Consider the following 25,305-nt stretch of genomic DNA (forward strand, 5'->3'; position numbering starts at 1 on the left):
CGCAAGAGAACGAGGTGGCGAAAACCGATGATCGATGAAGTGATGATGCTGCGTCATGGCCGTACGCAATACAATCTCGAACACCGTCTGCAAGGCCAGATCGATGTGCCGCTCGACATCGTAGGCCAATGGCAGGTCGACCAGACCGCATTCGCGCTCGCTTCACGGTATTACTGGGCCAAGGTGAACCGACTTGCCGAGCATCCCGAAGCCATCGCCCAGCCCGGTCCTGACGCCGCCGAACGCACTGATACGCGACAGTTCGAGGAGGCTCCCGCCGCCGGCCGGCGCATGGTGGTGATGACCTCCGACCTGTTCCGTGCCCAACAGACCGCACACGCCTTCGCCGATATTCTGGGATTGCCGGTCACCTGTGACCAACGACTGCGTGAACGCAGCTTCGGCGAGTGGGAAGGCATGACCCGCGCCGAAATCAAAGCCGTGGCAGCCGACGACTACGCCTCTTGGAAACAACACACTGGGGGCGAAACCAAGCATGGTGTGGAAAGCCGTGCCGCCGTGGGCCAGCGAGGTGCCGATGCCGTGCGCGCACTGGTCATCGACTCCGCCTATTCAGACAGCACGCCCACCACGCTGATGCTCGTCACCCATGGCTCATGGATTACCGCCACCATCTCCAACCTGCTCGAACTCGACCCGGACGGCATGAACGCACTCGGCGGCATGCGCAACGCCTGTTGGTGCCGGCTCAAAGTGCGCCACAGCGTCAACGGCATCCCCGCCGAACAGCCCCTGTGGGAGTTGGAGGAATACAACAAGGCTCCCGCCATCGCCGACAGCGCCGACTGGGAGAACGGGCCGACCGATCTGCGCGGACCGCACATGCCAAGTTGGCAGCCAATCGTCTGGTGACGGTCGCTATGCGAAACCCCGCTCGCAAATTCGAACGGTGGGTCTAGACTGATTGCGGTTTGGAACCGTACAGCGATAGAACAGTAGGAAAGCGCGGAAGGCGGGTGAGGCGACATGCTGAGAATCTTCAGCTCAATCAATGGCCAGGTGGAGCAGATCGAGAAACCGGAAAACGGCTCCTGGTTATGTTTGAGCGAACCCACTGATGTGGAGCTCGCCACCGTCGCCTCGCAGACCGGCATCGACCTGGCCGACCTGCGCGCGCCCCTGGATGACGAGGAACGTTCACGTGTGGACGTCGAGGACGACTACACGATGATCATCGTCGACATCCCCACCGTGGAGGAGCGTGGCGGACGCGACTGGTACGAGACCATCCCGCTGTCGATCATCGTCACCGAAAACCTCATCATCACCGTCTGCATGCAGGACACGCCCGTGCTCCACCCGTTCATGGAAGGCACGATCCGAGGCTTCAACACCTTCATGCGTTCGCGCTTCATCCTGCAGATCCTGTACCGCAACGCCACGATGTACCTGCGTTACCTGCGCATCATCGACCGCGAAAGCGACAAGCTTGAACTGAAGCTGCGCCACTCCATGCAGAACCGCGAGATCGTGATGCTCATGGAGCTGAGCAAGACTTTGGTGTATTTCACCACATCGCTGAAATCGAACGAAATCGTGATGGAGAAGCTCACCACCCTGCAACGCATCAAGCAATACCCGGACGACGAGGACCTGCTTGACGACGTCATCACCGAAAACAAGCAGGCTATCGAGATGGCTAACATCTACAGCGGCGTTCTTGCGAACATGACCGACGCCTTCGCCTCGATCGTGTCCAACAACCTGAACAACGTGATGCGCATCTTCACCATCATCTCCATCACCCTGTCCATCCCGACGCTGATTTTCTCGATGTACGGCATGAACTTCGACGGCGGCATGATGGACATGCCGTTCACCGACAAGCCTTGGGGCTTCCTGCTCATCATCGTGATCTCCATGGTGCTTTCCGGTGTGGTTGCCTGGTTCCTCACACGTTCGCGCATGTTCAAGTAAGGCGTTTGACGGTTATGCACCATTGGTCATCGTTCGCCAGCCGTAGCGTGCTCCGCGCTCGCCGTCCGATGCGGCGCGGATTTCGCTCCCGGCTGATGGCAGGATTCGCCGCGGCCTTTGGCATGATATTGCCATTATCTGGTCTGGCCGGTTGCGGCCAAATTCAAGTCACCACCGTCTCCGGAACGCCGGAGGGACCCACCATCGCCATTGGGGTCGCAGCCGACGAACCATCGGTGGGAGCATGGCATGACGGTACATACCAGGGCTTCGACATCACCATCGCCAAATACGTGGCCGCCAAACTCGGCTATGCGAACAAGCAGATCGTCTTCAAGCAGGTTCGCCCCGAAAACCGGCGCTCCATGCTGGACAATGGACAGGTCGACATGGTCGTCGCCTCTTGGCCTATCACCGATGGGTCCAGCGCGATCGTTGATTTTGCCGGACCATACCTCACGACCAGCGTCGGTTTGCTGGTCAGGTCGGATGAGCGTGGCCGATTCACCAATGACGCAGGTTCGGTGGGCGACGTAGGCGACGGCACGGTGTGCGCAGTGAAAGGTGACGAGACAGTCGGCATCTTCCGCGGCAACCACCCGCAGGCTCGGATTCAGGAGCGTAGCAGTTATGCGCAGTGCGTCACGGCCGTGCAAGTAGGGTCGGCGGATGCCATAGCCTCCGATATGGCGGTGCTTTCCGGTCTTCAAGCGGCCAACGGGCCCCAGTATATGGACGTGATTGCGGACAAGGGCGAGGTCAGTTATGGCATCGCCGTGAGTCAAGGCATCAGCCAATTGGCGCAGAAAATCGCGGAAGCATTGGAAGACATGGTTGAGGATGGCAGCTGGACGGCCGCCGAGGATACGTTCACAAGCCAAACAAAGCTCACGGTTTCGCTGAACGGTGACCCCAAAGCCATCGTCTCGGATGCTGAATAACGATTGACGACGTGTCCAGTTGCGAGGCTACCTTGCTGATTTATGAGTGACAACGAGAAGAGCACGCAAACCGAAGAGCCCAACTTCCGCTACAACGCCGCACTGGCGCAGGACATCGAAAACAAGTGGCAGAAGATCTGGGATGAGCAAGGCACCTTCTGGGCGGCCAACGTCAACGGCGACCTGAAGGACGGCAAGGGCCGCAACGCCGAGGGGCGCACCGCCTACTTCGCCATGGACATGTTCCCGTACCCCTCCGGCAAGGGTCTGCATGTGGGCCACCCGCTGGGTTATCTGGCCTCCGATGTGACGAGCCGCTACCACCGCATGAAGGGCGAGAACGTCCTGCACGCCATGGGCTATGACGCCTTCGGCCTGCCCGCGGAACAGTACGCGGTCCAGACCGGCCAGCATCCTCGCGTGACCACCGAGGCGAACATCGCCAACATGAGCCGCCAGCTGCACCGCATGGGCCTGAGCTTCGACAGCCGTCGCACGTTCGCCACCATCGACCCCGGCTACGTGCGTTGGACCCAGTGGATCTTCTCGCGCATCTACGATTCCTGGTACGACGAGGAGGCCACCAACCCGTCCGGCTCCAAGGGATCCGCGCGCCCGATCGCCGAGCTCGTCGCCAAATTCGAGTCCGGCGAAAAGGCCATTCCGGGCCATGAGTCCGATGGCAAGCAGTGGTCCGACCTCACTGCCGCCGAGCAGCAGGATATCTTGAACGACTTCCGCCTGGCGTACATCTCCAAGTCCCCGGTCAACTGGTGCCCGGGTCTGGGCACCGTGCTGGCCAACGAGGAGGTCACCGCCGAAGGCAAGTCCGAGCGTGGCAACTTCCCGGTCTTCCAGCGTGAGCTACGCCAGTGGTCCATGCGCATCACCAAGTACGGCCATCGCCTCATCGCCGACCTTGACGGCATCAACTGGCCTGAGAAGGTCAAGCTCATGCAGCGCAACTGGATCGGTGAATCCCATGGTGCCTCCGTGCACTTCACCGTGGCCACTGCCGACGGTGACAAGGACATGGAAATCTACACCACCCGTCCCGACACGTTGTTCGGCACCACGTTCGCCGTTGTTTCCCCGGAACACCGGCTGTTGGAGAACGTGCCCGCCGAATGGCCGGCCGATGTACCCGAAAACTGGAAGGGCGGCTATGTCAACCCGGTCGAAGCCGTGAAGGCCTACAGGCTCGCCGCCGAAGCCAAGACCGCCAAGGACCGCGTGGACGAAGCGGGGGAGAAGACCGGTCTGTTCACCGGCCTGTACGCCACCAACCCGATCACCGGTGCGAAGCTCCCGCTGTTCACCGCCGACTACGTGCTGATGGACTACGGCACCGGTGCCATTATGGCCGTGCCTGGTGGCGACCAGCGCGATTACGACTTTGCCGTGAAGTTCGGTCTGCCGGTCATCTACACCGTCAAGCCTCTGCCGGATTCCGGCGACGACTTGGCCAACTACGAGGGCAAGGCGCCGTTCGTCTCCCATGACGGCATCGTGATCAACTCCCACGTCGAATCCACGTACGCCAAGGGCGACGCGCTGAGCCTTAACGGTCTGCGCGTGGACGACGCCATCGCCAAGGTCAACGCCTGGCTCGAATCCGCCGGCGTCGGCAAGGGCGCCGTAAGCTACCGTCTGCGCGACTGGCTGTTCTCCCGCCAGCGCTACTGGGGCGAACCCTTCCCGATCGTGTACGGCGAAGACGGCACCCCGCACCTGCTGCCGGATTCCGCCCTGCCGATCAGCCTGCCCGACGTGCCCGACTACGAGCCGCGCACCTTCGACCCGATGGACGCCGAATCCAATCCCGAGGCGCCGCTGAGCCGCAACGAGGACTGGGTCAAGGTCGAGCTTGACTTGGGCGACGGCAAGAAGACCTACTACCGCGACACCAACACCATGCCGAACTGGGCCGGCTCCTGCTGGTACTACATGCGTTACATCGACCCGACCGACACCAAGCACATGGTGCAGAAGGACGAATTCGACTACTGGATGGGCCCGAACCACAACAAGTACTCGGGTGACGAAGGCGGCGTGGACCTGTACATCGGCGGCGTCGAACACGCCGTGCTCCACCTGCTCTACTCCCGCTTCTGGCACAAGGTGCTCTTCGACCTCGGCTACGTGGACTCGGCCGAACCGTTCCACAAGCTGTTCAACCAGGGCATGATCCAGGCTTACGCCTACACCGACGACCGCGGCCAGTACGTGCCGGCCGACGAGGTCGTGGAAGGCCCGGCCGACGCCTCCGGCGAGCCGACCTTCACCTGGAACGGCGAACACGCCAACCGTGAGTTCGGCAAGATGGGCAAGTCCCTCAAGAACATCGTGACCCCGGACTACATGTACGAGAACTACGGTGCCGACACCTTCCGCCTGTACGAAATGAGCATGGGCCCGCTGGACGAGTCTCGCCCGTGGAACACCCGCAACGTGGTCGGCGGCATGCGCTTCCTGCAGCGTCTGTGGCGCAATGTGGTGGACGAGACCACCGGCCAGGCCCATGTGACCGAGGACACGCCGGACGAAAAGACCCTGAAGCTGCTCAACAACACGATTGCCGAAGTGACCGCGGAAATGGAAGGCATGCGCCCGAACACCGCCATCGCCAAGCTCATCGTGCTCAACAACCACCTGACCGGTCTGAAGGCCGTGCCGCGTGCCGCCGTGGAGCCGCTGATCCTGATGCTCGCGCCGATCGCCCCGCACATCTGCGAGGAGATGTGGAGCAAGCTGGGTCACGCCGAATCCCTGTCCGCCGAGCCGTGGCCGGTGGCCGACGAGCGTTACGTGGGCCACGACACCGTGACCTCCGTGGTGCAGATCAAGGGTAAGGTGCGCGCCAAGCTCGAAGTGCCGGTCGACATCGACCCGGCCGACCTCGAACGGCAGGCGCTGGCCGCCGTCGCCGACCGTCTTGGCGGCAAAGAGCCGCGCAAGGTGATCGTCAAGGCCCCGAAGATCGTCTCCATCGTTCCCGCGGAGTGACTTGTTGCGGGTTAGGCTCCCCTCTTTGAGGGGAGCCGCTCGCGTGGCGAGACTGAGGGGAGCGTCAACCGCCCCACCTCAATTGTGGATAACTTCATAAGCTAGAACCACATACCCCGTTTCAGCTGGACAAACGCCCATGAATCCATCAGCGTGGATGCATGGGCGTTTCTCATAACCATCGCGCAGACCATGCCGCCAACCGTTTGCGCGCATTCAGCAGGCAGAGCGAAGCCATGCCCCAACCGCGAGTGGAACGGCCCACGACGCCTCCGCCGCCTCCCGGCCATGCACGGATTCGTCCGGCCGGCCACCCGCCCCAAAGGGCGCAGAGCGGCCTGCGGCAGGCGACCCGTGACAAACGTGCGTTATCGGATCTGATTGGCGTACGTTCCGCCGATGCCGTCGGCGAATCAGCCAGACTCACCCGGGATCAGCCGCGATTGTCGTTCACCATTGGGCATGCCTTGGCCGTGATATTGCTGCTGATCGTCGCCCTTGGCATCAGCTTGGCATTGCTGGTCCAGCAGTCGATGAATATGGCCATGCTGTCTCAACCGACCGCCATGCAGACCACGGGCGGCTCCGCTGGAGATCAGACGATGCCATCGCAGAACACCACGGACGAGAAACGCACGGATCCGCAGCAGTCGGAGCATTCCGATGCCACAGCGAACCCCGAATCGGATACCACGCAATCTCCGCACATGCAGACGGACGGCAGCGATGCCGGCGCTTCCACGCATGGTCTCATCAACCTCAACACGGCCACCGCTGAGGAATTGCAATCCATCAAAGGTATTGGGCCGGTTACCGCTCAACGGATCATTGATCATCGCACGGCGATTGGCGGGTATGCATCAGTCGATCAGCTGCTGGATGTCAAAGGCATCGGCTCCAAGACGTTGGAGACCATGCGAGGGCAGGTGACGGTCGGATGAGCAGGGATCGGATACTGCGCGAGCAGGGGAGCCGCGATTGGAGGATGCTGCCGATCGCCACAGTGATGTGGGCGGCGAGCCTGGGAGCGCACGCATTATTCGCATGGAGGATGTCTGATGGACTCGGCACCGGTCAGGCAAAGGCCGATGCCGGAGCTGGCATTGACGCCACCATAATCGGCATGGAATGGCCTGTCACACGAATATTACCTATAACAGTGGCGTCATGTGCTGCCGTGGCGGCGATGATCGTGGTGTCTTTCCGCCTGCGGATCAGGTGGACGGGAACATTGACCGTATGCGTTGCGGTGGCGTGCATCGGCAGTATGGCGGCAATCGCGTCGGACACCATTGCCTGGCATGATCCTGCCTCCGCACAAGCTCGCCAATCCAGTTCATACCACGAAGTCATGGCCACGGTGACGACGCCCGTGATCGCTTCGGACCAACGCACATACGATTGTCAGACGGACATACGGCTGAGCGGCATCACTGTGGATGGCGCGGACGTACGTTCCACGGTCGCCGTGCGCGTATACGCCGATGAATCGTATTGTGGGCAGTTGCGTCGAGGCGCGGTTTATCTGTTGACGGGCGTATTGCAGCAAGCGCGATATGGACGCATACCGCTATGGCTGCTCTTGGAAGGAAAACAGCCGGTAGCGCAGGTGCGGGCTCCGCCGTGGCATCTCGCCGCGATTGCGCAGGTGCAGGAGGCGTTTTTCACCGTGACCGGACAATTGTCCGATCAGGGGCGTGTGCTGGTGCCGGGATTGACGATGGGTGTGCTTGGCCAGGATTATATCGGCGGCGATGCCGGTCCGATGCCGGTCAACAGCACGTATGCGCAAACGTTGGAAAATCAGTTCCGCCGGTCCGGCATCATGCACCTCATGGCCGTATCCGGCGGCCACTTCGTACTGGTGGCAGGACTGGTGCGTCGGTTATGCATGTGGATGCTGCTTGATCGGCGGCTGACGGCGTTGCTGGTCTCTGGAGTATATGCGCTGCTGGCATTGGCGATGTTCCCCAGTGATTCGGTCACCCGCGCGTTCATCATGGGATTGATAGGTGCGTTGGCGTATGCGATGGGACGGCGTACGCAAGCGTTGAGCGCCCTGTGCTGGACGATAATCGGTGTATTGGCGGTGAACCCGGATATGTCGGCCAGCTACGGATTCGCCTTGTCTTCGGCCGCCGTACTGGGTATCGTGCTGTTTGCGGGGCGGCTGGCCGGTGTCTTTGAGCGAGCGATGCCGCACAGCATCGCCGAGATGATGGCGATGACCGTGGCCGCGCAATTGTTCACCCTGCCGATTCAGGTGTTGATGGAACCGGAATTGCCGTTGCTGTCCGTGCCGGCGAACCTGCTGGTGTCACCGTTCGTGGGATTGGCCACGATGGCGGGATTGATGGCACTGGCGTGCGCATGGTGCACGCCATGGCTGGCCGGCGTATTCGCGTGGATATCGTCATGGGGCACGCTGGTGATGGAACGGGTGGCGTTGTGGCTGGGCGGCAGCACGATGGCCGTCATCCCATGGAAAGACGGCGTTACGGGTGCCGTGCTGATTGTGGCGGCGGAAATCGGTATCGGCATGCTACTGGTGTTCGTCAGTCGTTGCCTCCAGCATGTCCGTCGTTATGAGGCCGGAATGTCTGGCGTGCGCTTCGGTTCCGCTTGGCGCGTCCGCCTCAGTCTCTGGTGTGAGGAGACGAGACGCCTCTTTACGCGGCGGCAAGCCGAATAGCCAATGCGGTATTCGGTGCAGCAACCATCGCAATCCCAGCCGAATACCACTATCTTGACGGCACCGGCAAAATCGTGATGCCGGCAGGTCATTGTCCAACCTGTGTGGCGAGATGGGGGCATGGCGAAAACAGCAGCGAATGCACCGGTAACCGTGGTGCCCGGAGGCGACTCGTATTTGAACGACGCGCGCACCAAGGCACTGTGCGCGCAGGCGTTGAAGGCGCGGCCCGACGCCGACCTCATCGAACTCGACGCCACATCGGCCGACCAGTATGCCTTCGATGAAGCCGTCAGCCCATCGTTGCTTTCCGACGTTGCCGTGGTCAAACTCGTCAACCTGCAGAATGCCGACGACAAGCTCGCCGAAGCTCTGGTGGCGTACACCAAGCAGGCCGCCAAGGATCCGAACGGCTCCAGCGTGGTGATCTGCCAGCACGAGGGCGGCGTCAAAGGGCGCAAAATCATCGACCAACTGGTGAAAGCCGGCGCTCGCAAAGAGGACGTGCCGGATTTGAAGAAACCGGATGCACAGCTCAATTTCGTGCTCGGAGAATTCGAGAAACGTGGTCGTAGAGTCGAACCGATGGCCGCACAGCAGCTGGTATCCGTACTCGGCGGCAAAACCGGCGAACTCGCCGCCATGTGCGAGCAACTGTGTTTCGACTTTGACGATAATCCGATGGGCCTCGACCGTGTCAACCAGTATTTGACCGCCAATCCGCAGGTCACCGGTTTTGCCGTGGCAGACAAGGCCGTGGAAGGCAAAACCGCAGAAGCCATCGTCATGATGCGTGCAGCTGTGGAACAAGGGACCGATCCCATCGCGCTGATCGGCGCGTTGGCCATGAAGCTCCGTACCATTGCCAAAGCCTCGGCGGTACGGGCCGGCACGATTTCCCAGGCCGAAGCGAAAACCAATCCGTGGGTGCTGAAGAATGCGATGCGCCAACTTGGCGGCTGGACTTCGGCAGGACTCGCGCATTGCATCCGTATGCTCGCCTGGGCGGATGAGCAAAGCAAAACAAACGGTGGCGACCCGGTATATGCGCTGGAACGCTGCATTGAAGACATCAGTCATAAAGGTCGGTAAAAGTCGATAAAGGAGTATTTATGAGCGAACACACTATTGCGGCTCCCACCAGCGAGGCCATGCAGGAGCTCGGCCGTCGTGTGGCCGGAATGGTACACAGCGGCGATGTATTGCTGCTCTCAGGCCCTCTTGGTGCCGGCAAAACCACATTCGCCCAGGGCTTCGGGGCGGGGCTGGGCATTACCGAACCCATCGTGTCTCCTACATTCACCATTGCCCGCGAACTCGACGGGCATTTCGCCGACGGCACTCCGTCTCATCTGGTGCATGTGGATGCCTACCGTCTGGGCGGCTCAGCCTATGCGCCGGGGCAGGACGCCATCGGGCGTTTGTTGGACGAGCTGGAATCGCTGGGATTGGACGAAGAACTTGAAGACCCCGGCGAGAACACGGTGGTGCTTATGGAGTGGGGCGAACAAATGGCCACCGCCTTGGCGCCAGAACGACTTGAAATCCATATCGATCGACCTCTCGATGCCTCCGATGCCGCATCCGCTGGATCAGACGGCGAACTCACCAGCAACGGCACTCGTACCGTCGCATTCGTCCCAGTCGGCAAGCGATGGGCCGCGTTCGATCTGCAGTAAGCCATGCGCCTATAGACTCCTCGATGTACACTCTCTAGAGGCTTTACGACTAGGAGGATTCATGGGTTGCACGTTGGTGATTGACACCTCATTCGGCTCGACGGTCGGCATTGTGGGGCGCGAGCCCATTGTAGAGACCGATTCGCGCACCCATGTGGAGAAACTGCAGGTCAATATCGCGCGCGCGGTCGAGGAGGCCGGGTTCCCAGCATCTGACATTGCAACAGTCATTGTGGGTACCGGTCCAGCCCCCTTTACTGGTCTGCGTGCCGGTATCGTTACGGCCAAGGCACTGGCTTTCGCAACGGGAGCGACGCTTATCGGCCATAATGTTCTTGAGTCTCAGGTGCAATGGAATCTCATTCGCCGTGGCAAAGCCGGCACTCTCGGCGATACTCATAAATGCCATGTGCTCACTCTTGCCGTAAACGATGCACGCCGCAAGCAACTCTATTTTGCGTTGTACTCGGACCCGCTCGTTGGCGATCCCGATGGCGAAACCGTGGCGACGGCTCTGATTGACATGGATATCGATTACCCTGCATCCATCGCGCAGCGCGTGAATGATGCCGTTCATACGTACCGCGACGGACTTATGCCAGAAGACAGCAATGTGGATGTGGTCGTGGATGTTGTGGGTCATGGGGCCCACAAATATGCGGATGCGCTGGGTGCAATCGAGCAGCTTGGCGACATCACCGATGAATCCGTATTGGACCAAGGGGAGCAAGGTCTCGCTATCTTTGCCACTGATGCGGAACTGGTTGCCAACCGTAATCCCGATACGCCGGTCGAACCGTTGTACCTGCGCCGTCCGGACGCCGAAGTGCCGAATCCGCTGAAGCACGTGCTCGGCCATGCCGGTGCCGATAAGGCGTGAAGTGGGTTGTGGTCCGATGATTGTTGACATCACTGCCGTAAGTCGTGATCTTGCGGTTTGCTCCATCGCACAGTTGGAAGGCGAACTGTTCGGCCTCGGCGCATGGAATGCGAACATGGTGCGAGAGGAACTGGACGCACCGGCCCGCACGTATCTGCTGGATGTGCTGGGAGAGGTGGAACAGGCGGTTGTCCGCGGCTACGCCGGCTTCTGGTATGACGGCGAGGACGCCGAGCTCATGACCATCGGCGTGGGCAAGGCATACCAGCGGCAAGGCATCGCCGCTGCGTTGCTTCAGGCACTGATCGACGAGGCGAAGCGTCAGGGCGCCTCGCGCATGCTGCTCGAAGTGCGTGTGGATAACGACCCTGCGCTGGCCCTGTATCACCGGTTCGGATTCGAACGCATTGGATTGCGCAAACGCTACTACCAGCCTGAAGGCATCGACGCATACACTATGAGCTTGGACCTGAAACCTAGGGTCGTGGGCTTTGCCGCCCCGCAGACGGCATCGGCGGACACTGAAGACATCACTGGCAAGCAAACGGAGAAGAACGGAGAAGCACGATGAGCGAACCGGTTGTACTGGGCATTGAATCCACCTGCGACGAAACCGCGGCTGCCATCGTACGCGGCCGCGAACTGCTCTCCAACGTCGTGGCCTCATCCATGGAGGAACACGCGCGATACGGCGGCGTGATCCCCGAAATCGCCTCCCGTGCGCACGCTGAGGCCTTCGTGCCATGCGTGTCCAAGGCGCTCGCCGACGCGAACATGACGTTGGCGGACGTGGACGCCATCGCCGTGTCCGCCGGTCCTGGACTGGCCGGTTGCCTGGCCGTGGGCGTGTCCGGCGCCAAGGCGCTGGCCTGGGCTGCGAACAAGCCGATTTACGGCATCAACCATGTGATCGGGCACATCGCCGTCACTCAGCTGCAGTTCGGCCCGTTCCCCAAGGACACGCTGGCTCTGATTGTCTCCGGCGGCCACACCTCGCTGCTGCATGTGGAGGACATGCCGCGCAAGATCGATGTGGTGGGCACCACGCTGGATGACGCGGCGGGGGAGTGCTTCGACAAAGTCGCCCGTCTGCTCGGCTTCCCGTATCCGGGCGGCCCGCACATCGACCGCCATGGACGCAACGGCGACCCGCATGCCATCAAGGTGCCGATGGGGCTGACCCAAGGCAAGGCCGGTGCCGCGCACCCGTATGATTTCAGTTTCTCCGGTGTCAAGACCGCCGTGGCCCGTTGGGTGGAAAGCGAGCAGGCCGCCGGCCATGAGATTCCGGTGGACGACGTGTGCGCATCCCTGGCCGACTCCGTGGCCACCGTGCTAGCCCGTAAGGCCATGCGCGGCTGCCGGCAGTACGATTCCAACACGCTGATCGTGGGCGGCGGCTTCTCCGCCAACTCGCAGCTGCGCGCCAAACTGCTCGAATTCGGCGAGAACTACGGCGTCGACGTCCGTATCCCGCAAATCAAGCTCTGCACCGACAACGGTGCCATGGTCGCCATGCTCGGCGTGAACCTGGTCGAAGCCGGCGTGGCCCCCAGCGCCCCCGACTTCCCGATCGACTCCGCCATGCCCCTGACCAAGGTCTCGATGTAAGATTTGCACGGTATTCCCAAACTGATACTGGGAATACCGTGCCTCTCATCGGTGAATTGACAGTGACCTGTCTGCCTGATGTGAGTAGTGGTGAGGTCTTCGCCATGGATTTCCCGGTTGATGATGGGGTGTCGTGTCTGGTCACCAATGCGATGAAAATAAAAAAGCCTCGGAGAACCGAGGCTTTCGATGGCTCCTGCGACTGGGCTTGAACCAGTGACCGTCCGATTAACAGTCGGATGCTCTGCCAACTGAGCTACGCAGGAATATTCAATTTTCATCCCGTCCGGAGTTGTGCCCGTTCAGGTGAGCTCCTGCGACTGGGCTTGAACCAGTGACCGTCCGATATACGATTCTGGCTTGCAGCCGTAGGGCTTCTTGCAACAGGAGTAGAGAGTACACCTGCTTTGCTTGTCCTTCAAATCGGCGTGTCTCGACAATTCTTCTCGATGCACCTGGTTTTCCGAAGAGCTTCAGCCGTCGGCGAGAACATTGGCTAGGCTCCATGCAATCGCAAATAGCATTTTCTGGGAAGTGACGAAGACGTCACTTCCTTTTTCTATGCGAAGGAGCTGCCATGAAGTACTGGAACTCGAACAGGAAAAGCTGCGAGCACGTCGAGCCACACGAGGATTGGAAGGAATCCATCGAACTGTGGATCGACTGGATGGAAGCCATAGGCCGTACGAAAGAGACCTTGAGAACCTGATGGTACCAGATCGTCCGTTTCTCCAAAATCGTGAACAAGAGCATCACGGACGTGACCGAAGACGGCCTCATATTCTATCTTGCCGGCATGGGCACCGAAGGCAGACGCGGAGTGCGCAGCTGCGTCAAGGTCTTCTACCAATGGGGCATGAAACGAGGACTCGCCCGCTGCAACCCGGCGGACTCGTGCAGGACGAGATGCGCAACGCCGTGGAATCCACCACCCGCACGGACATGAGATTGACCATGCCCACGAACCAAATCGTCGGCACAAACGGCGTCGCCACGTACTCACTCAGCACCGCAAGAATAGGATAGACAAAAAAGGTATGCGCCGACATGCGCAAAGAAGCATGTCGGCGCATACCGGCACCGATATCAGAGGCGTCTGCCCTCGCCGGCGGAAGGCATCAGGCCGGACAACATGCCCATCGGATCATCAGTCATGGATACGGAATCATAGATCGGATCGATTTTCGTGTTCGCACTATCCACCAGCATGAGAATCCGGTCACGGATACGAGGCTCCACATCCGAATACGCCTCCTCGATGTTGGAGAGGACCAGACCGGCCATTCTCCTGGCCTGGCCGACGACCCGCTCGGGATCGAGGTTGTTTTCCGATGCCAGCTTCTCCCAATGACGGGGCGTCACATCCCTGGCACCGGTGACGCCGCCGATGCGCATAGGCAGCTTTCCCGTCAAGAGGAAGGGAAAGGCTTATGGGCATATCCACACCCTTGGCGTATTCGAGGGGAACATTCCCCTCGAATACGCCAGAAACACACCAACAGGAGAATCACCCATCCAGGCGTGCAGCTCCCTCACCGGGCACTCCCGAGACTGGAAAGCGGCAACGCGGCTATGTCTATTCCCAACACATCAGCTGCGGGGAACACCGCTTCAATCGGGGCTTCGCCCCGCTGGAGCAAATCATCGGCGAACCGAGGATCGATGCCGGCCCGGGAGGCGAGATCTCCGGCGCTCCAGGAACGGTTCGCCGCCTCTTCCCGGAAAGCGGCCGCGATATCCGATTCGGTGCGGGCGAAAAGAGTCCGGCGTCCACGCGGCGTTTGGAAACGGCTGAGGTAACGCGCGTACTCCAGTTGCGCCTTTGTCGGCTCAGGCGGTTTATAGTCCAGATTCGACATTGCAGGCCTCCTTAACACTTGATTACTCTAGCCTTTACAGATAAATCCAGTGATTATCTCGCCCTTCTCGTACAGGCTCGTATATTCGTCGCCCATGCGGTCGGCGAAGTCCCTTACCCTCATATCGATATCCCATTCGATGGGAGGGCATCCGAACGCGAGTTCCACGTATCGGGGTCCCACCGACATGCCCTGATCGGTTTTCAGATCCTTCCAGAGCGGTCCACGGATTCCTTGCCGCCATCGTAGCGTCGGCCTGCGGCGTCGAACGGTTCGCCCACCCATGCCTGCAAGTCGGAGAGCACGTCGGCGGCGTTCTCCCGTTCGCACACGTCACCTCAGTAAGCCGGAACCTCCATCGAGGCCATCGAGGGGACCACCGGGCACGATGCCCATCCCGTTCTCGGCATCATTCGTCGCCGCCGACCCTCACGCCGTATTCACGCAAGCGGCCGGCGTCGCGCACGAGGCCTTCGCCGATGATGCGGTTGTATTCGCGGATGTACTGCCAATCGACTGGATAGTCGATGTTCTCGAGCAGGAATCCCCACGCGCGCTTGATGTTGTTCACCGTGACTATATCGTCCACGCTCATACCCTCGGGCGCGCGCCTGTCGAAGATCTCCTGCGTGTCGGGGAAGGTGACGCCATCAACCTCGATCTTGGCGGTGCGCCAGATCGAATCGACCAGCAGCCGTTTCGCCAGTTCCACGGCCGTGCGCCTATCCGTCGTCGTATCGTTCCTCACCGGTTCCATCAAAGCTCCTTATCCGCTTCCGATAATTCTATCGAAGTGGCCGTGCCGGCAAAGGACGCCTGAGAGCGGGGGCATGGAGCTCGTGTTCGTGAGGTTGGACGACCATACGCCGCTGATCATTCATGCGAACAATCTGACCAAGGGATTCCGCGACGAGATAAGGAGGAACCGATGACTGGTCGCAGGTACATAGCCGAGAACGGCACCGAAATCACCGACGAGCTGGTCGACAGGTGGGCCGAGGAGGCCGAGAACGGTTTCCCCGGCGCCGAGGTCACCCCGTTCGAGGGGCGCGCGTGGGAGGCCGACACCGAGCCTCTGCGCCCGCGCACCATCCGTCTGAGCGATACCATGGGGCATCTCATCGAGGCGGATGCCAAGCGCAACCACATGAGCGTAAGCGCATGGACCAGAGCCGCGATGACCGAACGGCTCTCGCACCTCGTAGACGCCTGACGCATCAGACACAGCTAATACAGGCGATGACAACGCACCGACGCATAAGAGAACTGGCGTGTGAGGTCTCATCAAGACTGCACACGCCAGTTCTCCAACGATGTATGAGGTTTGAGGTTATTTGTGGTCCTTGTCATGTGGATGCCACCATTTACACCACACCAACAAGTAGGCGACGAGTCCCCCTAGGAAAGGCAGGAAATTAACTAACTTCATGATTTACCTTCGCATGAATAAAAACCTGTTCAGCAGTGACTTGAAACCCACGCCCAGAAGAACGCAAAACCAAGACCCACCAACACAGCGATGGCAGGATTCACCCCGACAAGGCTCAATGCGGCTTGCCATGCTGCGTCATGACCAAATCCTATGGCGGTGACAAGATACGGGCATACATCATGCGGCGTAATCCTCAACTGTGCCCTGTTCATAAGTTCCTGACGTTGTTCCGCAGGAATTTTCTCAAGCTCATTTGCTGCATTGGCGACTACCGCAGCTAGGGATTCAGTGCGAACAGCACCATTGAAATCCTTGACCGTAACGACTCCTGTGTCGTAGTTGATTGTTGCGGTCAACGTACCTTTACCATCCACTTCGACGGTCGAGGTATTTTCGCCGTGAAGCTCTCCTCCGAATGCCGCAGGTATGGACTCTTTTGGCATTCCGCTGATTGCGATCTCTGCCGCATTTGCTGATGTCATCGGCACGAGTCCCAAAACTAGTGCTAAGGAGAACGAGACTACTAGGGCAAGTATTCCACGTGCCGATTTCATAAGACGAGCCATTGATGCCTCCGATGCTTCATTGCCTTGGTAGGCGGTATACCCACTATTTGGTAGGCAAGTAGAAAATCGCTTGTCTAGTAAAAGAGTATATCATCAACAGAGCTCGTCTTTGGGTGGCTTGTCCTCGACATTACCTTGCCGGGCTCGCGGTACCAAACCTCGTTGGGCGTTTCCCAGCCCAGGACCTTCATGGGGGTGTCGTTGATCTCATCGACGATGGCCTGCAGGTCCTCGTCCGTCAGGCCGTCGAAGCCGGTCCTCTCGGACAGGTAGCGGCGGATGCGCCCGTTGCGGTTCTCGTTGCCGCCCCTCCGGTATGAGGAGTACGGGTCCGCGAAATAGGCGAGCATGCCCAACGCCTCGTCCACGAGCAGGTGGCAGGAGGATTCGGTGCCGTTGTCCCAGGTGCGGTCGATCCTCGCCGGCGCGGGGATGCGGCTGTAGATGTCGTATTCGGCACGCGCGGTCGCCGGCGCGCTCTTGTCCTCGATGAAGCGGGCGAACAGGCGGCGGCTCTTGCGTTCGACCTGCGTGTCGCCGCACCGCTTCGACGGTGCCGAGCCGACGGCCGTGTCGGACTCATAATGGCCGAACTCGCGGCGCGGGCCCACGCGTTCGGGACGTTCGGCGATCGGCACGCGCATCGGGATGCGCGGCCCCTTCGACCTCCTGCCCTTGGCGCGCGTGCGATGCCGCTTGCCCCGAGGCAGGTACTGCCTGAGGTCCAATGCCCTGCGCGGCTTGGCGTAGATCCACCGGTGGAGGCATTCGCGGCCGATCCTCATATGCGGGTCGGCCGGCCATTCGACCTTCAGCCGTCCCTCGATGAGTTCGGGCGTCCATCCCTTGCGCAGCGCGTCCATGACCCACGCGAGCAGCGGTGAATGCGCCATGCGCAGGGGCTTGCGCGGCTGGCGGGCGCGCCGCTCGGCCTTGCGCTGCGCGGTCATCGCCGAGTAGAACGGCCTCGACGTCCACGCGCCCGCCTTCAGCCGTTTCGGCCGGTAGGGGCGATGGGACTCGTTCTCGCTGGACGTGAACCACAGGCCGCGTCCCGGCTCGCGGCTGACGGTGGACTTGTCGCGGCCGATCCTCAGGACGATCTGGCGGACACCGAGCCCGTCACGGTTCCTCAACTCGTCGATCCGGACGCGTTCCTCGGCCGACAGGTGGGAATACACTTTCCTCATGAGCAACACCTTCTTGAGTTAGGACTTGAACACTTCCAACCATAGACAGGCGTTGCACTTCTATCTAGAACCCGGGACGCATATCTCTCATAGACGCCATGCGCCGCCGTGCCGGGCGTGCGGGCGGAGAATCATCGTATGATACCGAATATCGTCAGGGGTTCGGACCCGGCCGGCCTGGTGCGCTACCTGTTCGGCAAGGGACGGCGCAATGAACACACCGACCAGCATCTCGTGTGCGCGAGCGGCGACATGTTTCCCTCGTTTGACATGGATGGCAAGCCGGCGGCGTCGTATGCGGAGATAGGCCGCAGGTTCGACCGACGCTACCGCGTCAGGGGACGCAAGGGCGATCCGTTCCCGCCCGACATGCGAGGCAAGGACAATCCCGAACGAGAGCATGGCAGGAAGCGCGTGTGGCACTGCTCGCTTGCCATCAAGGCCGGCCAGGGCATACTGACCGATCAGGAATGGGAGTCGGTCATCCGCGATTATCTGATGCGCATGAACATCATCGACGGCGACGGCGATCAGGGCGTCACGTGGCTCGCGGTTCGTCACGGACTGTCCGCCAACGGCAACGACCACGTGCGCCAAGGCGTCGCGCAGCGAGGACGAGTTCATACGCCGCGTGCGCAGGGAAGGCTTCTCCATCGACCCCAGGCTGCGCAGGGGAACCGCCAAAGACTCGTTCACCGACCCCGGCCAGGTGGTCGGCTACCGGATCACGTGGCGCAGCGCGGACGGGTGGACGGAACGGTTCAACGCCTTCGAGCTCGGCGACGACATGCGATTGAAACGACTGCGCGACGACTGGGCGGACGATGCCAGGAGCCGCAGCCTCGCCGTCCGGGAATGGCGCGCCGCGATGGAGAACCGCCCGCCCTTCCTCGACGGCGGACGAGAAAGACACCCCGAGAATCTGTCCACGCACGACATGGAACGCCTCGTATCCGAAGCGTTCGCCATCGCCGCCAACCTCAACAGCGCGGCGGACGACGACGAATACCGGGCAGCGATGAGCGAGGGCCTGCACGCGTTCGACATGCTGCGCGAACGCTACGGGCTTACGTAGGACGGCCTGTGGATAACGGCCACGGACATGAACGAAAGCCCTATACCAGCGCACGTAGGAAAAATTTGACAGCAGCCTCGAATCCCTACCTCCGTCGCATGTCGGTGCAAACTCAGAAGGAATGTCCTCCCGAGAGTACACATCCGCTCTCATTCATTGAGGTATCGCGCGTAACGAGTTTTCATTGTAAATGCCACGGTATGGTGACGGATTTTGGAGGACGATAATGACAATACAATATACAGCGCAGCCGGCTGATCCGGCGTCGAGTGCGGTGCTGACGCGCGGGCTGGTGAAGCGGTATGGGGATTTTCTCGCGGTGAACGGGTTGAATCTGAACGTGCCGGCGCATGGCGTGTATGGTTTGCTGGGGCCGAATGGTGCGGGCAAGTCCACGACGATGAAGCTGTTGCTTGGGTTGGCCTCGGCCACGAGCGGCGATATGTGGATGTTGGGTGAGAAGGTGGGTGGCCGGCACAGGTTGCAGGCGGGCCGGGTCGGTTCGATGATCGAGGGGCCGAGCTTCTACCCGGTGTTGAGCGGTCTGGATAATTGCCGTATGGTGGCCGATTACCTGAATCTGCCGGGTTCGGCCGCGCCCGCGATTTTGCGGCAGGTCGGTCTGGCCGGCCATGAGGGCAAGAAGGCGAGGGACTACTCGCTGGGGATGAAGCAGCGGCTGGGCATCGCGATGGCGTTGATCTCGCAGCCGGAGCTCCTGTTGCTGGACGAGCCGACGAACGGGCTGGACGCGGAGGCCGTGGTCGAGGTGCGCGAAATGATCATGGGTCTGAGCCGCGAACGGGGCATCACGGTGATCATCAGCTCGCATATCCTTTCCGAGATCGAGAAGATGGCGCCGGTCGTGGGCGTCATCGCGGCCGGCCGCCTGTTGTATCAGGGTTCGCTCGACAGTCTGCGCGAGGAGGGGCACATCGATTTGCGTGTCTCCGACCCGAAGCTCGCGGCGGCGATGCTGGGCTCGGACCGGATCGACTACCGGTGGCTGCCGGGCAGGGATGGCGGCGTGCTGCGCCTGCCGGAACTGCCGGACCAGCGGATCGGCACCCTGATCACGCAGCTCGTCGGCCAGGGCGTCGCGGTCTATCGCGTCGCCTCCGAGCGCAAGACGCTGGAGCAGGCGTTCCTCGAACTGATCGAAAGCCCGCAGAGCCGCGAGCCCACGCCTCATCAGGCGCAAAATGCCATGGATTCCGACGCCGCACGCGCATCCGCGCACGCATCCCCGCGTCGTCCGTTGCCGATCCGGCAGGCTGCGGGTCGGGCGGCGTTCGCGGCGGCGGACGGAGGCGCACGATGAGCGGCGCGGCAGTGTTCGCGGCGACGGGCCGCCGTCCGCCGCGCCCCCGCGCGAAGACCGGCAGCCCGTTCACGCTGGCGCGTCTGGAGTTGTTGAAGGTGCGGGGCTCGTCGTTCTGGTGGATGCTGCTGGGCATGATGCTGCTGGTTTCGGCGTGGGCGGGCATGGCGTTCATGAAACGCGCCGGCAGTCCCGTCCCGGCGTTGAGGTCGGCCGCGTTGGCCGATGGCGAGGTCTATCAGGTCGTGAGCCTGCTGGCCCCGATTCTGGCGGCCCTGTTGACCAGCCGCATCGCCGTGCTGGAGACCTCGGAGCGCATGAACCTCACATGGCTGTCGTTCGGCCAGTCGGACGCGGCCCGGTTCGTGGGCAAGCTCATCGTCGCCGGCACCGGCGTGGGGCTTTGCTTCCTGATCCCGTTGCTGTGGGTGCCGATCGCGGCGAAGGCCCTTGGCTTCACGGTGGCCGGCTCGTTCGCCGCGCTGGTGTGGGTGCCGGCCCTGACCGGCTTCCTGTCCGCGACGGCCACGAGCGCGGTCCAGCTGATGTTCTCGATGATGATCGACAAGCAGGCCATCGGCCTGGGTCTGGGCGTCATCGCCGGCGTGCTGGGCTCCGGCCTGGGTGCGATGAACAGACCCGCGCTTGGCTGGCTGTTCCCGGCCGGCCTGAGTTCGGCCGCGAGCCCGTTCGTCAGATCCGTGGATGCGGGCGGCAACGCCACGATGCTGCTCGCCGCGCGCCCGTGGATGGCCGTGGCCTCCGCGGCCATGGCGTTCCTCGGCTGGACGCTGGTCAGCATGGTCGTGGTCAAGGTGAAGGAGTCAAGACGATGACACACGCAAACGCAGTGAACCCGGCAACCAATCCGGCAATCAACCCGGCCGCCAATCCAGCTGCCGGCCCGAGCCATGCCGCGATGCCCCGCGCGCATGCGGCGGGACGCCGCAGGCCGTCCGTGTGGGCGGCGTTCCGCTGGGAGATGCGCAAGGCCGGCAACCTGTGGTACTGGATCGTGACCGTCTTGTTCGACGCGATCGGCATGTTCAACGGGTGGAGCCAGTACACCGGCAACCAGGCGGAGTTCGCCAGGCAGGGCGTGACCTGGGCCGCGATCTGGGGTCAGGCGATCCTCCTGCCGAGCATGGTGTTCATGCCGGTGCTTGTGGCCGCGTTCGCCGCGCAGGTCGAAGCCAACGAGCATCGAGGCCGCAACTGGCAGCGGCTGAACGCCGCCGGCACCGTGAACGCGGCGATCGCCGGCAAGATGCTGCACGGGCTCGCGGCTTCGGCGCTGACCGTCCTCATGTTCGAGGCAGAGTTCATCCTCGTCGGACGCTTCGCCGCCGGATTCGACCTCGCGCAGCTCGGCCCGTTCCTGCTACGCGGTATCCCGCTGACCCTGTCGGTATGGGCGATCATGACGCTCACGCAGGCCGTGAGCGCGAAGGCCGAATCGTTCGCGGGCACGATGAGCGCGATGATGGTCCTGACCATCGGCGGATGCGCGCTGAGCCTGGCCGCCCCGGCCATCGCCGGGCCGTATCCGCTCGCCCTGATCACCAGCGCCTCCGCCGCCCGCGACCTCGCGAACATCGCCAGCCCGGCATCCATGCTCGCCTCCACGACCGCCGCCGCCATCTGGGCCGCCATCAGCGCCCTGATCTTCCACCGGCTCGCCAAACAAGCCGTCTGAGCAACCGTCCACGGGCTCCCCTCACCTGCGGGAGCCCGCCACCCAACACCATGGAAAGGCTTCATCATGCACACCACCAGCCAACACAACGAACGACACGACGAACAACACAACGCGCCACACAACAGCGAACAGTCCATACGCCTGCCGCGCCGCGTCATCGCCGTGCTGATCGCCACCCTCGCCGCGATCATCCTCACCGGCTGCTCGACCGGCATCGGCGTGGCCGGAGACAGGAACCTTCAAGGCATACGCACCCAAGACGGCGACTCCTACACGGGCGGCTACAAGGCCGACTACAGCAAGTTCACCGGCGAGGAGGCCGTATTCGGCGGCACCGGCAAGAAGGCCAGCATCCACCTGAACGGCACCATCACAGGCACATCCGGCACCGGCAGAATCCTCGTGACCAACGGCAGCGACACGAAACGACCCGTGCCCGCCACGAACGGCAAAATCGACCAGACCTACAACGTCACAGGCACCAGCTTCTACATCTACGTCACCGGCGACCAATTCACCGGCACCGTGAACCTCACATCCAAGGAGCAATGACCATGGCAAACACATCCCAATACCCAAACCAGCAACCGGCATATACGCCGGCACCGCCGGACGGCGGGCGGACATGGGGCGGCTGCGCCAGCCTCGCATTGGCCGTCCTTCCCCTTCTGTGCACGCTCGTGCCCCAGCTGCTCGGCATCCATCTCTACACGACGGGCTGGGTCAGGAACATCCTCGTCATCATCGACTTCGTATGCCTCATCGCTTCGCTCGTCATCGCGATCGTCACCTATCCCGAACAGGCGGGAGGACACAGAATCGTCAGTACAATCGCGATACTCCTATCCGCAGGCCTGACTGCCGCCGGCGGCATGCTCATCTTCCTCATGTTCATCAACCAGTAGGAATCCGACTGACAACGGAAAACTTCTTTGGAAGTTCATCTAACCGCATACACGCCATACGGCACAGGCCACATGCGATACGCTTCAACACGGATGGGGCAGCACCCAGGGAAGGAGAATCGCATGACCGCAAAAACCGGAAACGACAAGCGCCACGCGGTTACCGGCCTGATCGGCCACGTGGCCGCGTTCTGGCGGTCCAGCCCGGTCGCGCGCATGGTCGCGCCGATACTGTGCCTATGCTACGACGTGATGATGCTCACCAGAATCGTATTCACCCATGGCGGGGGCGATTCGGCAGCCATGAAACTGTTGGAGCATCAATGGGGAATCCCCGTACTCGCCATCCTATGTGCCTTATCTGTTGTGGCGCTGTTGTTCCGTATCAGAATGCCGTTCGCTATTTTGTGTGCCATATGCGGATTGTATCTATGCGCTTGCTTGATTCAAGCGGAGCCATATCTGATGTTGCCTCTCTTGTTTGCCGTCTACACGTCTACAGCCTTGGCCGCGACCGCTGAACGTGCCATTGCGGGAATGGTTTTGTCGGGATTGTCAATCGTTTGCGGCCTCTGGATTGCGACCTTCCCCGCCTTGCAGACTGATATACTTCTGCCCGAGTCCCTCCTTGCGTCGATGACCGCTATTTTAGCTCTTTGGTCGCGCAACATCAGTCAGCGGCGGAAGGGAGCGGCCTTGGTGGAAGCTCAACAGCAACGAAGCCTGGAATTGGAACAGGAACGCGATGAAGAACGTCGGCGGGCGGACGTCGCAGCCGAACTGCATGACAGCGTGGGCCATAATCTCACCGCTATCATTGCACTTACTGAAGGCTTGGAGGGATTGACACAGGAGCCGGTGGAAGGCGCTATAAAGAGTATCAATAACTTAGCTCGGCAAAGTCTAGGTGATACACGCGAGGCGGTACGGAAACTTTCATCTCCGGTGACGTTACGGAAAACAAAAACAGGAACGGTGGAACTGTGCAGCTGGAATGATATAAACCCGATTCTTCAACATGCTCGTGATATTGGAATCGCCGCCATTCTGACCGAGACAGGAAGGCGCCCAGACGATCTAGTCCAAGCTGATTTATGCTTCCGAGTGAGTCGTGAGGCTGTCACAAACACAATGCGCCATGGGAAAAATATAACGCGAATTGTGGTTTCATGGGATCATCTGGATAATGGGGAACTCCATATAACAGTGCGTGATGATGGTAAGCCAACGCTGAACAAAGATAACCGCGCTAAGGGGACCGGTTTCGGGCTTGCTGGCCTAGTGACTGAAGTTACGCGGGTTGGCGGGCACCTTCACTATGGCTCATCATCAGGGCAGGGGTGGACTGTTTCAGCCATTATTCCACAGCAAAAACGTCCATATATTCCTGTGCAGGAGGGAAACGATGATTAACGTAATGATCGTGGACGATCAGCAGCCGACCAGAATGGGTTTTTCGCTCATGGTCATGAAAGATCCTGCGCTTCGCATGACGTTGCAGGCGGGGAATGGACAGGATGCCCTTGATATTCTTGCGGCACTGCAATTACATGGGCAGAGCCTCCCTGACGTCATTCTTATGGATGTTCGCATGCCTGTTATGGATGGGCTCGATGCCACGGCAAGAATCAAACAGTCATATCCTTCAATACGTATCCTGATTTTAACCACATACGATCAGGATAGCTATGCGTTTGGGGGATTGAGCGCCGGAGCTTCGGGATTCTTGCTTAAGGACGTTAAGACTAAGGACCTGTGTCGGGCCATTCACTCGGTGTACGATGGAGACGCCATACTCACACCACGGATTACAAAGGAAGTGATTCGCCGAGGGGTTCCCAACGTCAGCATCAATGCTGACACTCTGGCCATCAGAAGTAAATTCGATTCATTGGGACCTCGCGAATTCGAAGTCTCAGCACTGGTCAGCGAAGGAATGACTAACGCTGAAATTGCTCAGCGTCTCGGAATGCAACTGGAGGCAGTCAAAAAGGCGGTTAGTAGGTCTCTTGCCAAGCTCGATGTCAAAGAACGTGTTGGTATCGCGGTGCTCTGGTATAAGGCCGGAATGCCGAATCTGCAGAGGTGACAGATTCCGTAGAATAATGTAGGGTTTCTGAATCGTGAAGTGGCCCGGGCTTAATTTTCTCATGTGGATATTCCCTGATGCTGCAACTTCAATCAATCGGGAACAGAAAAGCCACCGGCAACACGCCGATGGCTTCAGGTGAGCTCCTGCGACTGGGCTTGAACCAGTGACCGTCCGATTAACAGTCGGATGCTCTGCCAACTGAGCTACGCAGGAATATTCAATTTTCATCCCGTCCGGAGTTACCCGTTCAGGTGAGCTCCTGCGACTGGGCTTGAACCAGTGACCGTCCGATTAACAGTCGGATGCTCTGCCAACTGAGCTACGCAGGAATATCTGCTGTGTTTGAGATTTCTCTCGCGCACAAGTCACAAATCTTACATGCTTGCCACGAAAAAGCAAATTACATGCGTGTATGGCAT

The 25,305-nt window shown here is 60.7% G+C and carries 25 protein-coding genes, 3 tRNA genes and 2 pseudogenes; 21 read left to right on the forward strand and 9 right to left on the reverse strand.

The genetic code is table 11. From position 1 onward, the window contains the following. Positions 1–27: 27 nt before the first annotated feature. From MMB48_RS05390 to tsaD, 11 genes are all read left to right on the forward strand, one after another. On the forward strand, positions 28–873 hold the full coding sequence (locus MMB48_RS05390; protein ID WP_029679512.1) for a histidine phosphatase family protein: 846 nt from the start codon (positions 28–30) through the stop codon (positions 871–873). Between the two features lie 114 nt (positions 874–987). After that, on the forward strand, positions 988–1,938 hold the full coding sequence (locus tag MMB48_RS05395) for a magnesium transporter CorA family protein (protein ID WP_032744182.1): 951 nt from the start codon (positions 988–990) through the stop codon (positions 1,936–1,938). A 95-nt stretch (positions 1,939–2,033) separates the two neighbouring features. Continuing rightward, positions 2,034–2,879 carry a glutamate ABC transporter substrate-binding protein gene (locus MMB48_RS05400; protein ID WP_050496255.1) on the forward strand — a complete coding sequence of 282 codons (846 nt, stop codon included), beginning with the start codon at positions 2,034–2,036 and terminating at the stop codon, positions 2,877–2,879. A 42-nt stretch (positions 2,880–2,921) separates the two neighbouring features. Next, complete coding sequence (gene leuS, locus MMB48_RS05405) at positions 2,922–5,885, forward strand: leucine--tRNA ligase (RefSeq protein WP_032744181.1); 2,964 nt, start codon at positions 2,922–2,924, stop codon at positions 5,883–5,885. Positions 5,886–6,046: 161 nt separating this feature from the next. Then, positions 6,047–6,826 carry a ComEA family DNA-binding protein gene (locus MMB48_RS05410; protein ID WP_012577372.1) on the forward strand — a complete coding sequence of 260 codons (780 nt, stop codon included), beginning with the start codon at positions 6,047–6,049 and terminating at the stop codon, positions 6,824–6,826. Next, the gene (locus tag MMB48_RS05415; protein ID WP_032744180.1) at positions 6,823–8,577 is read left to right on the forward strand and encodes a ComEC/Rec2 family competence protein; all 1,755 of its coding nucleotides are present in this window, start codon (positions 6,823–6,825) and stop codon (positions 8,575–8,577) included. The genes MMB48_RS05410 and MMB48_RS05415 overlap by 4 nt, the downstream gene beginning before the upstream one ends. 120 nt (positions 8,578–8,697) lie before the next feature. After that, on the forward strand, positions 8,698–9,669 hold the full coding sequence (gene holA / locus MMB48_RS05420; RefSeq protein ID WP_029679517.1) for a DNA polymerase III subunit delta: 972 nt from the start codon (positions 8,698–8,700) through the stop codon (positions 9,667–9,669). Positions 9,670–9,689: 20 nt separating this feature from the next. After that, positions 9,690–10,256 carry a tRNA (adenosine(37)-N6)-threonylcarbamoyltransferase complex ATPase subunit type 1 TsaE gene (gene tsaE / locus MMB48_RS05425; protein WP_032744179.1) on the forward strand — a complete coding sequence of 189 codons (567 nt, stop codon included), beginning with the start codon at positions 9,690–9,692 and terminating at the stop codon, positions 10,254–10,256. Positions 10,257–10,317: 61 nt separating this feature from the next. Next, on the forward strand, positions 10,318–11,136 hold the full coding sequence (gene tsaB, locus MMB48_RS05430; RefSeq protein WP_032744178.1) for a tRNA (adenosine(37)-N6)-threonylcarbamoyltransferase complex dimerization subunit type 1 TsaB: 819 nt from the start codon (positions 10,318–10,320) through the stop codon (positions 11,134–11,136). 16 nt (positions 11,137–11,152) lie between these two features. Further along, positions 11,153–11,707 (forward strand): ribosomal protein S18-alanine N-acetyltransferase, encoded by a 555-nt coding sequence (rimI, locus tag MMB48_RS05435; protein ID WP_032744177.1) that lies wholly within the window; start codon positions 11,153–11,155, stop codon positions 11,705–11,707. Beyond that, positions 11,704–12,747, forward strand: coding sequence for a tRNA (adenosine(37)-N6)-threonylcarbamoyltransferase complex transferase subunit TsaD (gene tsaD / locus MMB48_RS05440; RefSeq protein ID WP_032744176.1), 1,044 nt, complete (start codon positions 11,704–11,706; stop codon positions 12,745–12,747). The genes rimI and tsaD overlap by 4 nt, the downstream gene beginning before the upstream one ends. A gap of 190 nt (positions 12,748–12,937) precedes the next feature. Here the strand turns inward: tsaD and MMB48_RS05445 are convergent. Beyond that, positions 12,938–13,013, reverse strand: a tRNA-Asn gene (locus MMB48_RS05445). 311 nt (positions 13,014–13,324) lie between these two features. On the opposite strand from MMB48_RS05445, the gene MMB48_RS05450 reads away from it, so the two are divergent. Then, positions 13,325–13,456, forward strand: a complete 132-nt coding sequence (locus tag MMB48_RS05450; protein ID WP_265074935.1) for a hypothetical protein — start codon at positions 13,325–13,327, stop codon at positions 13,454–13,456. 377 nt (positions 13,457–13,833) lie between these two features. Here MMB48_RS05450 and MMB48_RS05455 read toward each other — a convergent pair whose 3' ends face one another. The 4 genes and pseudogenes from MMB48_RS05455 to MMB48_RS05470 form a co-directional block, all read right to left on the reverse strand. Beyond that, complete coding sequence (locus MMB48_RS05455; protein ID WP_032744175.1) at positions 13,834–14,142, reverse strand: hypothetical protein; 309 nt, start codon at positions 14,140–14,142, stop codon at positions 13,834–13,836. A gap of 137 nt (positions 14,143–14,279) precedes the next feature. Beyond that, positions 14,280–14,606: a hypothetical protein gene (locus tag MMB48_RS05460; protein WP_014484779.1), complete on the reverse strand. Its 327-nt coding sequence runs from the start codon at positions 14,604–14,606 to the stop codon at positions 14,280–14,282. A gap of 203 nt (positions 14,607–14,809) precedes the next feature. Beyond that, positions 14,810–14,938 carry a hypothetical protein gene (locus MMB48_RS05465; protein ID WP_256755817.1) on the reverse strand — a complete coding sequence of 43 codons (129 nt, stop codon included), beginning with the start codon at positions 14,936–14,938 and terminating at the stop codon, positions 14,810–14,812. An 86-nt stretch (positions 14,939–15,024) separates the two neighbouring features. After that, positions 15,025–15,363: pseudogene (locus tag MMB48_RS05470) on the reverse strand (cell filamentation protein Fic); the annotation flags it as partial. Positions 15,364–15,534: 171 nt separating this feature from the next. Between MMB48_RS05470 and MMB48_RS05475 the strand changes: the two are divergent. Beyond that, positions 15,535–15,819: a hypothetical protein gene (locus MMB48_RS05475; RefSeq protein WP_012577394.1), complete on the forward strand. Its 285-nt coding sequence runs from the start codon at positions 15,535–15,537 to the stop codon at positions 15,817–15,819. Between the two features lie 245 nt (positions 15,820–16,064). On the opposite strand, the gene MMB48_RS05480 is transcribed toward MMB48_RS05475, so the two are convergent. Both MMB48_RS05480 and MMB48_RS05485 read right to left on the reverse strand, forming a co-directional pair. Further along, the gene (locus tag MMB48_RS05480; protein ID WP_012577395.1) at positions 16,065–16,604 is read right to left on the reverse strand and encodes a hypothetical protein; all 540 of its coding nucleotides are present in this window, start codon (positions 16,602–16,604) and stop codon (positions 16,065–16,067) included. A gap of 74 nt (positions 16,605–16,678) precedes the next feature. After that, positions 16,679–17,794 carry an IS30 family transposase gene (locus tag MMB48_RS05485; RefSeq protein ID WP_032744174.1) on the reverse strand — a complete coding sequence of 372 codons (1,116 nt, stop codon included), beginning with the start codon at positions 17,792–17,794 and terminating at the stop codon, positions 16,679–16,681. Positions 17,795–17,932: 138 nt separating this feature from the next. Between MMB48_RS05485 and MMB48_RS05490 the strand changes: the two are divergent. The 8 genes and pseudogenes from MMB48_RS05490 (at position 17,933) to MMB48_RS05525 (ending at position 24,883) form a co-directional block, all read left to right on the forward strand. After that, positions 17,933–18,869: pseudogene (locus tag MMB48_RS05490) on the forward strand (relaxase). Between the two features lie 226 nt (positions 18,870–19,095). After that, on the forward strand, positions 19,096–20,190 hold the full coding sequence (locus MMB48_RS05495) for an ABC transporter ATP-binding protein (protein ID WP_032744173.1): 1,095 nt from the start codon (positions 19,096–19,098) through the stop codon (positions 20,188–20,190). Between the two features lie 92 nt (positions 20,191–20,282). After that, positions 20,283–21,026, forward strand: a complete 744-nt coding sequence (locus MMB48_RS05500) for an ABC transporter permease (RefSeq protein ID WP_234896729.1) — start codon at positions 20,283–20,285, stop codon at positions 21,024–21,026. Then, positions 21,023–21,886 carry an ABC transporter permease gene (locus tag MMB48_RS05505; protein WP_032744172.1) on the forward strand — a complete coding sequence of 288 codons (864 nt, stop codon included), beginning with the start codon at positions 21,023–21,025 and terminating at the stop codon, positions 21,884–21,886. Before MMB48_RS05500 ends, MMB48_RS05505 begins: the two co-directional genes overlap by 4 nt. A gap of 66 nt (positions 21,887–21,952) precedes the next feature. Continuing rightward, entirely contained in the window at positions 21,953–22,441 is a 489-nt protein-coding gene (locus tag MMB48_RS05510; protein WP_032744171.1) for a hypothetical protein, read from the forward strand. A gap of 2 nt (positions 22,442–22,443) precedes the next feature. Further along, positions 22,444–22,794 carry a hypothetical protein gene (locus tag MMB48_RS05515; protein WP_012577399.1) on the forward strand — a complete coding sequence of 117 codons (351 nt, stop codon included), beginning with the start codon at positions 22,444–22,446 and terminating at the stop codon, positions 22,792–22,794. A gap of 123 nt (positions 22,795–22,917) precedes the next feature. Further along, positions 22,918–24,207, forward strand: a complete 1,290-nt coding sequence (locus MMB48_RS05520; RefSeq protein ID WP_032744170.1) for a sensor histidine kinase — start codon at positions 22,918–22,920, stop codon at positions 24,205–24,207. Then, positions 24,200–24,883 carry a response regulator transcription factor gene (locus MMB48_RS05525; protein WP_032744169.1) on the forward strand — a complete coding sequence of 228 codons (684 nt, stop codon included), beginning with the start codon at positions 24,200–24,202 and terminating at the stop codon, positions 24,881–24,883. Before MMB48_RS05520 ends, MMB48_RS05525 begins: the two co-directional genes overlap by 8 nt. A 143-nt stretch (positions 24,884–25,026) precedes the next feature. On the opposite strand, the gene MMB48_RS05530 is transcribed toward MMB48_RS05525, so the two are convergent. After that, positions 25,027–25,099, reverse strand: a tRNA-Asn gene (locus MMB48_RS05530). Positions 25,100–25,142: 43 nt separating this feature from the next. After that, a tRNA-Asn gene (locus MMB48_RS05535) sits at positions 25,143–25,215 on the reverse strand. Positions 25,216–25,305 lie beyond the last annotated feature (90 nt).

Origin of the sequence: Bifidobacterium sp. FKU (assembly GCF_026016385.1) — a bacterium.
Lineage (GTDB): Bacteria > Actinomycetota > Actinomycetes > Actinomycetales > Bifidobacteriaceae > Bifidobacterium > Bifidobacterium infantis.